Raw genomic sequence first — 13,387 nt, 5'->3', positions numbered from 1 at the left:
TTGTAATTATTTTAGTAAATATTCAAATTTAATATAATATTTGGATAGTTGGATCATATTAATTATAATTCAACACATAGAATGGTAAATGATCGTTAAATTTTTTATATTTTATGTATAATTTATGAAATTTTTGTAGGCTATTTTACGCCTTGATCTTTTTACCAAGTAAGGTTTTGTATAAGGATATGGCATCAGATTCATCTTTTGGTCCTACGACAACTGCTGAACCCCTTTTCATAAAACTAACAGATAATTCGTCAGTTCTCAAAGATAATCCCAAGTCTCCTTGATTATCAATTATGAATCCTTTTTGTTTTCCAATTGCGGTTACACCATTAACATCAAGATCAAATGTTTCAGTTGGAGTAATAGAGTAAGTTCTCTTTCCGCGATTGCGTCCACATAACTCTTCTAAAATTAATTCTTCTTTTTGTACAACTTCAAGTTTTCCTGTACCACATATTGGACATTCTTCAGCTCTGAATGTTCTAGTACTGTTAAAGTCTAAATTTTCCAAATCAATATGTAAAATTCTTTCAGAGAGATTAGGAATTTTTCCAGTAATTATTTTTACAGCTTCTGTAACTTCAATTGCACCAACAATAGAAAGTATTGGCGGATGAACACCTTCAATACTACATGTTGGCATTGAATCTTCATCTAATTCAGGAAACATACAAAAATAGCATGCAGATTTTTTTGGTAAAACGGTAAAGACTTGTCCTGACGTTCCAACTGCAGCTCCTGTTACAAATGGGATTCCAAACTTTACACATGCTTTGTTTAACGCATATCTTGCATTAACACTGTCAAGTGCATCAATTACAACATCACATCCTTCAACGACTTCTAATGCAGTATAATCATTTACAGATACAGCTAGAGCTTCAATTTTACAATCAGGATTTAATTTCTGTAATTTTTTTGCAGCCACTTCAACTTTAACTTGACCAACATCATCTTCATCAAACAGCATTTGTCTATGTAAATTAGATAATTCTATTACATCGCGATCAACAATACGTAAAGCCCCAACACCCATTGTAGCTAATCTAGATATTATTGGATGTCCTAAACCACCAGTTCCAACAACACAAACTTTGGCATTTTTTAATTTTAATTGTCCTCCATATCCAATTTCTTCGAGCATCACTTGTCTTGAAAATTTATCTAGTTCTTTGGGAGTTAATTCTTCAGAGCCACCTGCAACTGCAGGTAAGATGTAAACTTCATCACCATCTTTTAGAATAGTTTCCATGCCACTAGAAAATTTTGCATTCTTACCATTGATGTAGATGTTAATTAATGAACGTGGGGTTCCATCACCCTCCAAAACTCTACGCTTAAAATCATCGCCCATAATTTCTGAAATCTTTGCAAATGCATCAGTTAGAGAATCAGCTGAGATCTCAGTTTTCTTCTCTCCACCGCTTTGATTTAACACAGATGGAATTGTAAATGTAATATTGCTCATTAGTTAACTACCGCCGATATTTCTCCAACGTCTGCCTTCATTACAGTTGGTTTTTCTAAAACTTCCATGATTGATTCAGTGGCCTTTAGACCATTACCAGTAACATAGCATACTACTTTGTCATTTCTATCAATTTTTCCTTGTTCAACCATTTTCTGAAGAACCGAAATGGAAACTCCGCCTGCAGGCTCTGTAAATATTCCTTCAGTTTGTGCAAGAAGTAAAATTGCATCAAGGATTTCTTTGTTATTGCATTCTTCTGCAAATCCATTATACTGTTGTAATCGTTTCAAAACATATCGACCATCACCAGGATCACCTATTGCTAAACTCTTTGCAACAGTGTCAGGATGTTCAACCGGAATTACTTCTTTACTATTTTTCTTAAATGCATCAACTATCGGAGCACATCCATGTGGTTGTGCTGCAATCATATGCATGTTTGAAACATCATCAAGTAATGAGACAGTTTGTAATTCTTCAAACCCTTTACAAATGGCATTAAGCATTGCACCACTTCCTACTGGAACTATAACTTGATCAGGAACTTGCCAATCAAGTTGTTCTGCTACTTCAAATGAAAATGTTTTAGAACCTTCTACATAATGTGAACGCATGTTAATGTTTACTATACCAATTCCTTTACTGTCACCAATTTGTGCAGCTATTGTGTTTGCATCATCATATGTTCCATCAACTGCAATGTAATTTGCGCCATAAGATAGTGCTTGTGCAATTTTTGCCATCTCAATATTACTTGGGGCAAATACATGGCATGGTAAACCTGCTTTTGCTGCATGTGCTGCAGTTGCAGACGCTAAATTACCAGTTGATGCACAACCAACAGATTTTAATCCAAATTCTTTAGCTTTAGATATTGCAACTCCAGCAGGTCTGTCTTTGAATGAAAATGTAGGATTTACAGAGTCATTTTTTATGTAAAGATTGTTTAATCCCAGTTTTTTTCCAAGATTATCAGCCTTGATAAGAGGAGTCATTCCAGCACCAATACTTACAATATTTGATTTTTCTTCTATTGGTAGTAATTCAAAATATCGCCAATAGGTATGCTCACGATTAGAAAATGTATCCTTTGTAATTGTAGGAAAATTGTATTTTACATCAAGTGGTCCAAAACACTCATCACAGATATACTTGAAAGCAGTATCATACTCTTTTTTACATTCTCTGCATTGTAATGAAGTTCTAGTCAAGATCAATACATCCTTTAAGAAAATACATAAAAAATCCTAATATCAAGTTAAGTAATACTTAATTTTAGCTATTAAAAAATATAATGAATAATAATGAACATAAGGTGAAAAATAGGAAAAGCAGGATTTGAGTAAAAAAAGTAAAACGATCAAATTTTATGTAAATTGAATTATGAGGAAGGTTTTTAGATATTTTTGAAAGAGTGTTTGTGTGAATAGCAAGAGCGTAATTCCAATTGTAATAGGAATAATCATAGCAATAGGAGGAATTATTGTAATTTCAAATCAAGAATCAAATACAATGGAAGTTGAAGATACATTGAATAAAGAATTACAACCAAATGAAAAAGTCACTCCAGAGGTTGAAGAAAAATTAAATGAAATCGAGAAAATAAATCTAGAAAATGAATATTCACCAAAAGAAAGAGAATGGATAACGTCAGGTCCATTTCAAATTGATCGTAGTGAATATGTTTTAGGAGAGAAAATTTTTCTCAGAATTGGTGGATTAGCATATGATGAGAAGGGTCAAGTTGCATTTCTAAGACCATTAAACAGTACACATTATTCAGTATTTATTACAATTCCATTTGATGGTGAAGATAAACCTGCTTTCAACTATTATGTAGAACCACAACTTTCAAAGACAAAGGGATATTGTACTGCAGATGATTTTGTAGGAGATTGGAGAGTTGTGTTTAGAGGAACAGATTATCCTAATTTAGAATTTAAAATTATAGAAGATATTCTTCCAGGGGAAGAAAGTGATTTTGAACCAATCTGCTGATTTATTTCTCTAATGAATTATGAAAACAAACTTTGTCACCCAAATGGCATGCAGGGCCAGATGGTTCAACAAGATAAATTATTGCATCAGAATCACAATCAACTAAAATTTCTTTAATTTTTTGAGTGTTGCCAGACTCTTCTCCTTTCATCCAAAGTTTATTTCTTGAACGACTCCAAAACCAAGAGTTTCCAGTTTTTTTTGCAAGTTCTAAAGATTCTTTATTTGTATAAGCCAATGTAAGAACGACTTTTGTATTTGCATCTTGGACTATTACAGGCACAAGGCCCCCACTTTTCTCAAAATCTATATCATCAATAGTTTTTTCCATAATTAAAAATATAAAAAATAGCTATTATAATCTTACAGAGATATCTCTATCTTTCAAATAGGACTTCACACCATTTACGCCATGAGTTTCATAATGAAATATTGAAGCAGCTAGTGCAGCATCTACATTTGATTCCTTGAAAACGTTAATCATGTCATCAGGTTTTCCACAACCTCCTGAAGCAATAACAGGAATAATTACTGAATCAACGACATTTTTAGTCAGTAAAATATCATAACCATCTTTAGTTCCATCTTTATCAATACTTGTAAGAAGAATCTCACCTGCTCCTAATTTTTCAGCATATTTAACCCATTGAAGGACATCTATTCCAGTACCTTCTTTCCCACCATAAATGAAAACTTCAAACCAGAATTGTTTTTCATTCTCAGTAAAAATATTTTTAGAATCATCTATGTTGTAATTTCTTTTTGCATCAACTGCTATCACAACACATTGACGTCCAAATAATTCCATTAATTCTGTGATGACTTTAGGATTTTTTATTGCTCCAGTGTTAATTCCAACTTTATCTGCCCCATTTAGTAAAATATTTCTAGCATCTTCTAATGATTTTACTCCACCTCCAACAGTAAATGGAATATCAATTACTGATGCGACTTTTCGCACCAGATCTTTGAGGGTTTTTCTCTGTTCATCTGATGCAGTAATGTCTAAAAAAACTAGTTCATCTGCTCCTTCATTGCTATATTTTTTTGCTAACTCTACAGGGTCTCCAGCATCTTTAATTGATTCAAAATTTAATCCCTTTACCACTCTTCCATTTTTTACATCCAAACATGGAATAATTCGTTTAGTTAATGTCATGATAATTTTTTTGCCTCCTCAATTGAAATTTTTCCCTCATACAGTGCCTTACCAAGTATTACTCCAAAGGCATTTTTTTCTTTTACATCTTTAACATCACCAAGATTGGAGATTCCTCCACTTGCAATGATATTTGTTTTAGGTAAATTACATGCTTGTTCTAAAAATTCTAAATCCGGACCTTCCATAGTTCCATCACGACTAACATTTGTTAGTAAAAATTCAGTAAAACCCATTTCAAGGAATTCATTAATTGCAGGAATTAATTTAATTCCAGTATTCTTTTGCCAGCCATTGATTACGATTTCACCATCTTTATGATCAACTGAAATTACAATTTTTTCAGATCCTAATTCAGACAACAGTGATTTCAATAGAGGTTTATCTTTGAATGCCAAAGTCCCCAAAACAATTCGTTTTGATAATTTTGCCACTTCTAAAACAGATGATTTATCCCTTAATCCACCAGCAACCTCAACTGGAATTGAAACAAATTCAAGAATTTTTTTAATCATATCAAGATTGGAACCAATCCCAAGAGTTGCATCTAAATCAACTAAATGTAGAATATCTGCACCTGCAAATTCCCATTTTTTTGCAATTTCGATAGGATTGTCACTATACACAGTCTTTTGGTCAGGATCCCCTTTGTACAATCTAACAACTTTACCATCCATAAGATCAATTGCAGGTATAATTTTCATTTTTTACACTCTCTAAGAAAATTCTCTAACATTATTTTTCCTACAGTACTTGATTTTTCAGGATGAAATTGAGTACCATAGAAATTATCTTTCTCCACTACAGCAGGAACTTTAATTCCATAATCAGATTCAGCAGTTATAACATCATTAGAATTAGGTTTTACTCTATACGAATGAACAAAATAAACCCATGAATCATCTTCCACACTTTCAAGTATTTTTCCAGGTTTTTTTATTTCAAGATTATTCCATCCCATATGTGGCACTTTCATTCTAGATGGAAGTATAACCACCTCACCATCAATAACATTCAGACCTTTCTCTTTACCTTCTTCACTTTTTTCAAAAAACATCTCCATCCCAAGACAAATACCTAATACAGGCATATTTCCGACATATTCTTTAAATTGAATTTTAGATAAATCCCTAATACTATTCATTGCAGGATCAAAATTTCCTACACCTGGAAGTATCAAGCCAGAATATTTATTTTCATTATCAAAATTAGTTATTACATCAACTGCAGCCCCTACTTTTTCAAGTGAATTTTTTAGACTGAAAATATTTCCAGCTCCATAATCAAAAATTGCAACACTTACCATTACATTGAACCTTTTGTACTTGGAATTCCTTTTTGTTTTTTATCTAGTGATGATGCATTTCTTAGTGCAACAGCAAGTGATTTTATGGCAGCCTCAACCTTGTGATGATCATTGTCTCCATACTTTACAGTGAGGTGAATGCAACTATTGAGATTTTGTAATAAAGATTGAAAGAAATGCTCAAGATCCTCTTTTGATATATCTTCAATCTTATTACGTTTAATCAATAATGTTAATTTCCAAAATGGACGTTTGATCAAGTCAATTGAAGCCTCAGCAAGAGATTCATCCATTGGAACAGAAGCATAACTAAATCTAGTAATTCCACGTCTAGAACTTAGTGCCTTGTCTATTGTTTGTCCTATTGTAATTGCAGTATCTTCAATCAAATGGTGTTCTATACCATCATTAGATTTTGCGTCAACTTTGAGATCCATCATCCCATGTTTGCCAAAGGATACAATCAGGTGATCAAGAAAATTTATTCCAGTTTTGATAGATGTCTTGCCTGTTCCATCAAGATTTACAGTTACAGAAACGCTTGTTTCTTTTGTATTTCGTTTAATTGATGCCTTTCGTGGTGTCATTTTTCTCACAGATTATGTAATTGTATTATTCTAAATTTAATACCTTTGGTAATAGATTAATTGAATCTAATACCAATATAGCATCATTTCGCTCAAATAGTTCCAATTTTTCTTGAGGGTTTTTACTAGTTCCTACAATTCCACAAAATGTAGTTTTATGACCTAAATCACTAGTTCTTTTGGCCATAATGAAATCTTCCATAGAATCTCCAACATAAAGAGTTGAAGTGCAATTCATTCCTTTAATTGAATTTAAAAGTGATTTTGGATTGGGTTTTGCAAGTTCACGTGGTTCATCCTCAAGAAACATAGAATTATCTAAATTAAATTTTTCAAGCAGTGATTTTAAAGAATAACTTACAGATTTTTTTCCTCTTCCAGTTACCATAGCAATTTTTGAATCAAACTTTTTCTGTAATTTTTTAAATAAAATATCATTTAGAAGTACATCATCTTGTTCGATTAAACCAGGTTCAGAAAAGTTTGATGTGTTATTAAATAATTTTTCATATAATTCAGGTCCATAAAAAATCTGATCAAAAATTTGGTACAGGGGATTATCATGATGAGTTCCAGGATAAGATAATTGTTTTTTGATATCTGAAATATCAATTTGATCTTCAATATATTTTTCTACAGATACAATACCAGTAGAATCAGAATTTTTAATTACATCAAAGATAAAATTAGTTGGATCTTTTTCTAATTTTTTTGCAGCAACAAGTGAAATTATAGCAGCATAAGTTAAATCAACTTCATCATTAAATCCCCCAGTAGATTTGAATCCATCAATAATTTTAAAATCAACATCAATAGAGGAATTAATTTTTGCCAGATGTTCTAATACATATCTAGTAGTTTTGATGATAGTAAGATCATATGATTTTGTAATATCAATTAACACCCCATCACAGTCAAAGATTATTGAATCTATTTTATTTAGAATTTGAATTTTAGAATCATCTGTATAGATCCCATCAGATTTTTTTGTTAAAGTCATCCCAATAGATCACGAATAGCCAACAAGAATTTTGAGTTCATTTCTTTTGTTCCAATAGTTACTCTAAGACATCCATTATGATTTCCAATTTTACCCAATTTTCGAATTGAGATTCCCTGTTCAGCAAGTGCAGAGTAGATACGTTTGTAGGCACCATGCGCATCAAATAGTACAAAATTAGCCTTGGAATCAAACACATCAAAGGCATCAAAAGTTTGTAATGTTTCAACAATTCTTTTTCTTTCAATTTTGATAATACCAATAGTATCTTTCATTTGTTTTGATTTTTCCAAAGCATGAATTCCAGATTCAATTGTGATTGTGCTAATAGGATATGGATATTGTAAAACATTCATAAAAATTTCAGTGAATTTTTTGTTTGCAATAAAATACCCAAGTCGTAATCCTGCTAATCCAAATGATTTTGAAAGAGTCTGTACAACAATTAAATTATTTTGAATCTTTACCATACTTGATAGCGAATATTCACTAAACTCACCGTATGCCTCATCAATTATTACAAGACCCGAAAAAGATTTTACAAGTTTTTGTAATTCACTTTTTGTAAATTGAAATCCAGTAGGATTGTTTGGAGAATCTAGATAAAGAATATCTGCATTTTTTAATTGTTTTAGAAAATCTTCAATATCCAATGTCATAGTATTAGAAAACGGGATTGTGATTAGAGGTATATCATATAATTTACAACGCTCTTCAAAAAATCCAAATGTAGGATTTGATGTAAGAACCTTTGTTTCTTTTGATGCAAAATTTGAAAGAATCAAATCTAAAATTTGATCAGATCCATTACCTACACCAATCATAGATGATGGTATTTTGGTAAATTTTGATAGTGTAGCAATTAATCTTTCAATTCCACCTAGTGGGTATTCTCTAATGTCAGAATTTTTTCTGGAAGAAGAAATTATATCGTTTTGAAATTGTTTTGGAATTACATAATTTTCATTAGAATCAAGTTTTACAGAATCTTCAATCAGTTCAGGTTTTTGATAGCCACCTAGTGAACTAAATTTCTTAATTTTTTCTTCAAACCAATTTTTTTTCAATTTAATCTACCTCTTACGGCTTCAAAGTGGTTTGAAAGCCCTTCAGCTTTTGTTAAAACTTCAAGATGTTTTGAAATCTTTGACAAGGATTTTTTAGATGATGTAATCTGTGTGTTTACTTTGATAAAATCCAAAACAGAAAGCGAGCCCCTAATTTTTCCAAATCCATTAGTAGGAAGGATATGATTTGAGCCTAGAATGTAGTCACTTGCTGATGATGGGGTATTATTTCCAATCAAAACAAGCCCAGAGGAAGTAATTTTTGAAGAGATAGATTCTGAATTTTTGGCCATTATTTGCAAGTGTTCAGGGGCTAAAATATTTGCAAGTTTTATCATATCAGAATTAGTTTTACATATTCCAATAAAGCCATTATTCTTTAAACTGGACTGGACTATTTTTCCTCTTTGAATTTTTGGAATTAATTCGGATACAATTTTGTTTACAGATTTTGCTATTTTCTCAGATGTTGTGATCAAATAACAAAATGTATCATTACTGTGTTCAGCTTGAGAAATTAAATCTAATGCCACAAATTTTGGATTTGCTGAACTATCGGCTATTATTCCTAATTCAGTAGGACCTGCAAGCATATCAATTCCTGTTTTATCACTTATCATGGATTTTGCAGTTGTAACAAATGCACCACCAGGACCTACAATTTTATCCACTTTGGGAATTGATTTTGTTCCAAAAGATAATGCTGCAATGGACTGAACACCACCTGTTTTGTAAATTTCATTTGCACCACAAATATCAGCACTGACAACTGTTAATGGATCAATTTTTCCAGCAGAATTTGGAGGAGATACAACTACAATTCTTTTTACTCCCGCAATTTTAGCTGGAACTACAGACATAATTGCAGAGCTTGGATATCTTGCCAATCCACCAGGAATATAACACCCAACACTTTGAATAGGAATAAATTTTTTGGAAATTTTTATTCCGTCCTGTCTAATTATTTTATTTTTGAAAAGAGATTTAATTGAAGATTCTGTTTTTCCAAGTCTATCTTTTGCTAATCGTAATGCATCAAGTTCTGTTTTTGATATTTTAGAATATGCATTTTTTATTTCATTTTGAGTTAAATGTAATGAAGATATGTTTGCTTTGCTAAACTTTTTTTCATATTTGCGAATTGCTGCATCTCCATTTTTTCTAACATCATTTAGAATAGATTCAACTATAGTTTTGTTATTTTGAGGCTGTTTTGGAAGTATTTTAGCTGCAAACTGTTCAACATTTGTTACTTTGATTATTTTCATCAATTTTCTTCGTCACGTTTTATTTCCTCAAGTTCAAGTATTTGTCTAGGTTCATGAACTACAAGACCCTGAGCAATCTTTCGTAATTTAGGAATGAGTTTGTGAAATTCTTCTTTCTGAATTACTGTATTTACACCAAACCAACCTTGTTCGCTTAGTGGGCTGATGGTAGGTTTTTTGAGAGATGGTATCTGTGTCAATAGTTTTTTCAGATTTTTTTCTTCAACATTTAGATAAATGTGTAAGAATTTCTTGCCTTGAACTGCACCCCTCATCAAAGTTACTATATCAAAGATTTTTTCACGTTTTTTAGGATCTTTTAATGATTTTTTATTTGCAATCAAATGTGCAGTTGAAGTAAGAACCTCATCTACAATTTTGAGTTTATTTTGTTTTAGAGTAGTTCCAGTTTCTGTAACATCCATGATTGCATCTACATCCTCAGGTGGCTTGGCTTCTGTAGCTCCAAAGGATAAATGAATTTGAACACTTTTGTTATTTCCCAATCTAACCCAGGGAGTAACAATTAGAGGATCTTTTGAACCATAATATTTTTTGTAAGATTTTGATTGTTTTAGAAATTTTGATGCTGTTGTAAGATATTCAGATGATATTCTAAGTGTTTTCTTCTTTTTACCATAATCTGCAATCATTTCATCAAGATTTTTGTATTTGTATTTATCCGGAAATGCAATTACTAGTCTAATTTTTCCATATTCTAAATCTAAGATTGGTTCAACATCAGAATTTGTTTCCCCTACCCAATCCTTTCCAGTAATTCCTACATCATACAATCCTTCTGCAACCATTGTTGGAATTTCTTGAGGGCGAAGCATTTTGACAACAATGCTAGGATCATCTAGATAAACTCGATATGTTCTACTTTTTCGATTTACTTTAGTAAACGATCTTTCTAACAATTTGAAAGTAGCTTCTTCTAAACTTCCTTTTGGGATCGCAAATTTTACTTCAGACATTTTTAATTTTTTCACTTTTTAGGTATATAATCGCATGTTTAAATTTGCTCAAGTAATTCTTTAGCTCTATCAAGTGAAATTTTCTTTTCTTCAATCATTTTTTGAACAATTTCATCAATTTGATCAGGTGTAGCACCTGCAGCAGCAGCTAAATTCCTAGCATGAAGACGCATGTGTCCTTTTTGAATCCCTTCAGTTGAAAGAGCTCGAATTGCACTATAATTTTGAGCCAATCCAGTAGCAGTCATTACACATGCAAGTTCTTGTGCAGATGTTGCTCCTAGAATCTTTGTGCACACTTTGGCTACTGGATGAACATTTGCAATACCACCTACAATTCCTACAGAAAGTGGTATTTCCAAAATCCCAACTAAATTTCCCTCACCATCCTTGCTCCATTTACTCAAAGAACGGTATTTTCCAGTATGTGCAGCATAAGCATTTGATGCTGCCTCTATTGCCCTACTATCCTGACCTACTGCATTTGCAACAGCTATTGTTCCATTCATGATACCTTTGTTATGAGTAACGGCTCGATACACATCATTATCAGCAAACTCAAATGCAGAAATAATATTATCAACAACTTGCTCTCCACCTACAGCTTCTTTTTCAAATACTGCTTTTGCTTTTACCATTCGTCTAGTAGAATAATTAGATAGTATTCTCAGTAATGCTCTTCCACCAGTAATTTTTTCAATTAGAGGAGAGATAGCTTCGCACATGGTATTTGTAATATTAGCACCCATTGCGTCACCTACGTCAATAAGTAATTCAACAATTAGCATTTTTCCAGATGATGTATCAATTTCTTTACATGAAATTTCTTTAGCACCTTTTCCCATTTTAGATAAAGTGTTACTTTTTGAATTTGCAAGTTGTATTATTTCGTTTGTAGAATTTTTTATTTCCAATATTGCTGATGGGATATCAACATCTAACATTTGTATTTGGCCAATACTAAAAGATTCATCAGCAAAAACTTCAAATCCGCCTTTAATTCGTGCAACTTTAGCTCCCTTTGATGCAGCAGCTATTACTGATGGTTCTTCAATGACCATAGGGACAATGTAATCTTTACCGTTTATCTTAAAATTCGTAGCAATTCCTAAAGGAAGAGAGAAGGTTCCAATGGCGTTTTCAACCATTTTGTCGGCTTTATCAAAAGAAATTCCTCCATTATCATTTTGAAGGATTTCTAATTCTTCATTTGAGAGATTTGCAAAATTGGCAACAACATCTAATCTTTCTTGTCTAGATTTTTCAAAAAATTTTGAAATTGATGAATCAGGCATTTTATTTTAATATCCTCAATAGTTTATCATCCATACTATCTGGAAAACCTTTTCCATCTGTATTTGAAGTAATTACATACAGACTACCATCAGGGCCTTGTACTACATCACGTACACGTCCTATACCACTAAGAATTGACTTTTGTGAACTCAATCCTTCTTCAAAATCTAATTGGTATAGATTTGCTGCCCTCATGGATGCCATAATAAATGAGGATTCAAAGTCTAAGGAATCCCCAAAATAAAATAAGATACCTCCAGGTTCTATACTTGGATCATAACAAAGAAGGGCATCTTCAAAAATTTTATCACCTGAGCATTGCTCTTCAGGCCATCCATAATTTTTCCCTGCTTGAATTAGATTAATTTCGTCATTTTTTTCTGGACCAAATTCTGCAACAAAGAAATTTCCATCGTCATCCCAAGTCATTCCTTGAGGGTTTCTGTGTCCTAAAGAATAGACAAGTGAATTTGAAAAGGGATTATCATCAGGAATTGTACCATCATCATTTAATCTTAAAATTTTTCCAGATAGAGAATCAAGATCTTGTGGTAAATGAGAAGCATCAGAAATAGTACCTGTGCCTACATACAATTTTTCATCCGGACCAAATTTTAAAAAACCTCCATTTGTAAATGTAGAGCCAGGAATTTTATCTAAAATAATTTCTGCATTTTGTAATTTATTCTCTGATTCAGTAATTCTTAAAATCTTATTCCATAAATTATCATCTTCTTCATAGGTCAAAAATACATACATGTAATGATTAGTTGAAAAATCTGGATGTAATGCAATTCCTAACAATCCGCCATCAAACACATCAGCTCCACGAAATGTAGCTAAAGGAGATTCTAACAAAGTATTATTTTGAATTACTTTAATCATTCCATCTTTTTCAGTAACAAAAATCCTATCATTAGAAACAGCAATGGCTCTAGGCTTATCGAGATTTTTAGCTAAAATAGTTACAAAGTCATTTTCAGAATTAGAATTTGGAAGAGGTAATGGAATTGGATCTGTAGGTGATGTTAAAACTAATGCTGAAAATACAATAGCAACAACAATTGCAGCAACTTGAATTTTTTTATCCATGAAAACAAGAGTTCTTCAAATCCTATTAATTACTTTCAAGAATTTGATAAAGCGTATATACGGCTCAACTTTATTTATGTTCAGCGGGGTGGGGAAGCCAGGTCATCCCGGCGGGCTCATAACCCGCAGTTCAGTAGTTCAAATCTACTCCCCGCTA

Annotated in this window: 14 protein-coding genes and 1 tRNA gene; 2 read left to right on the top strand and 13 right to left on the bottom strand. The window is 32.1% G+C overall.

Annotated features, from left to right (window positions below; translation table 11 throughout):
* Positions 1–145 precede the first annotated feature (145 nt).
* Positions 146–1,477 carry a ThiF family adenylyltransferase gene (locus tag ACW9W4_RS03485; RefSeq protein WP_457761127.1) on the bottom strand — a complete coding sequence of 444 codons (1,332 nt, stop codon included), beginning with the start codon at positions 1,475–1,477 and terminating at the stop codon, positions 146–148.
* On the bottom strand, positions 1,477–2,691 hold the full coding sequence (locus tag ACW9W4_RS03480) for a threonine synthase (RefSeq protein ID WP_457761126.1): 1,215 nt from the start codon (positions 2,689–2,691) through the stop codon (positions 1,477–1,479). The genes ACW9W4_RS03485 and ACW9W4_RS03480 overlap by 1 nt, the downstream gene beginning before the upstream one ends.
* 211 nt (positions 2,692–2,902) lie before the next feature.
* On the opposite strand from ACW9W4_RS03480, the gene ACW9W4_RS03475 reads away from it, so the two are divergent.
* The gene (locus ACW9W4_RS03475) at positions 2,903–3,478 is read left to right on the top strand and encodes a hypothetical protein (RefSeq protein WP_457761125.1); all 576 of its coding nucleotides are present in this window, start codon (positions 2,903–2,905) and stop codon (positions 3,476–3,478) included.
* 1 nt (position 3,479) lies between these two features.
* On the opposite strand, the gene hisI is transcribed toward ACW9W4_RS03475, so the two are convergent.
* The 11 genes from hisI to ACW9W4_RS03420 are packed head-to-tail and all read right to left on the bottom strand — an operon-like array spanning position 3,480 to position 13,230.
* Entirely contained in the window at positions 3,480–3,809 is a 330-nt protein-coding gene (gene hisI / locus ACW9W4_RS03470; RefSeq protein ID WP_457761124.1) for a phosphoribosyl-AMP cyclohydrolase, read from the bottom strand.
* Between the two features lie 24 nt (positions 3,810–3,833).
* Complete coding sequence (hisF, locus tag ACW9W4_RS03465) at positions 3,834–4,637, bottom strand: imidazole glycerol phosphate synthase subunit HisF (RefSeq protein WP_457761123.1); 804 nt, start codon at positions 4,635–4,637, stop codon at positions 3,834–3,836.
* The gene (hisA, locus tag ACW9W4_RS03460) at positions 4,634–5,341 is read right to left on the bottom strand and encodes a 1-(5-phosphoribosyl)-5-[(5-phosphoribosylamino)methylideneamino]imidazole-4-carboxamide isomerase (RefSeq protein ID WP_457761122.1); all 708 of its coding nucleotides are present in this window, start codon (positions 5,339–5,341) and stop codon (positions 4,634–4,636) included. Before hisA ends, hisF begins: the two co-directional genes overlap by 4 nt.
* Positions 5,338–5,943 (bottom strand): imidazole glycerol phosphate synthase subunit HisH, encoded by a 606-nt coding sequence (gene hisH, locus ACW9W4_RS03455; protein ID WP_457761121.1) that lies wholly within the window; start codon positions 5,941–5,943, stop codon positions 5,338–5,340. The genes hisA and hisH overlap by 4 nt, the downstream gene beginning before the upstream one ends.
* Positions 5,943–6,530: an imidazoleglycerol-phosphate dehydratase HisB gene (hisB, locus tag ACW9W4_RS03450; protein ID WP_457761120.1), complete on the bottom strand. Its 588-nt coding sequence runs from the start codon at positions 6,528–6,530 to the stop codon at positions 5,943–5,945. The genes hisH and hisB overlap by 1 nt, the downstream gene beginning before the upstream one ends.
* A gap of 25 nt (positions 6,531–6,555) precedes the next feature.
* The gene (locus ACW9W4_RS03445) at positions 6,556–7,530 is read right to left on the bottom strand and encodes an HAD-IA family hydrolase (RefSeq protein WP_457761119.1); all 975 of its coding nucleotides are present in this window, start codon (positions 7,528–7,530) and stop codon (positions 6,556–6,558) included.
* Positions 7,527–8,597 carry a histidinol-phosphate transaminase gene (gene hisC, locus ACW9W4_RS03440; protein ID WP_457761118.1) on the bottom strand — a complete coding sequence of 357 codons (1,071 nt, stop codon included), beginning with the start codon at positions 8,595–8,597 and terminating at the stop codon, positions 7,527–7,529. Before hisC ends, ACW9W4_RS03445 begins: the two co-directional genes overlap by 4 nt.
* Entirely contained in the window at positions 8,594–9,865 is a 1,272-nt protein-coding gene (hisD, locus tag ACW9W4_RS03435; RefSeq protein ID WP_457761117.1) for a histidinol dehydrogenase, read from the bottom strand. Before hisD ends, hisC begins: the two co-directional genes overlap by 4 nt.
* Positions 9,865–10,842: an ATP phosphoribosyltransferase gene (gene hisG / locus ACW9W4_RS03430; protein ID WP_457761116.1), complete on the bottom strand. Its 978-nt coding sequence runs from the start codon at positions 10,840–10,842 to the stop codon at positions 9,865–9,867. Before hisG ends, hisD begins: the two co-directional genes overlap by 1 nt.
* A 38-nt stretch (positions 10,843–10,880) precedes the next feature.
* Entirely contained in the window at positions 10,881–12,137 is a 1,257-nt protein-coding gene (locus tag ACW9W4_RS03425) for a hydroxymethylglutaryl-CoA reductase, degradative (RefSeq protein ID WP_457761115.1), read from the bottom strand.
* A gap of 1 nt (position 12,138) precedes the next feature.
* The gene (locus ACW9W4_RS03420) at positions 12,139–13,230 is read right to left on the bottom strand and encodes a PQQ-dependent sugar dehydrogenase (protein WP_457761114.1); all 1,092 of its coding nucleotides are present in this window, start codon (positions 13,228–13,230) and stop codon (positions 12,139–12,141) included.
* 82 nt (positions 13,231–13,312) lie between these two features.
* On the opposite strand from ACW9W4_RS03420, the gene ACW9W4_RS03415 reads away from it, so the two are divergent.
* A tRNA-Met gene (locus ACW9W4_RS03415) sits at positions 13,313–13,387 on the top strand.

The organism is Candidatus Nitrosopumilus sp. bin_7KS (assembly GCF_054095835.1).
Note: the sequence above shows the minus strand (reverse complement) of the source record. Positions and strands in the feature narration are given on the sequence as shown.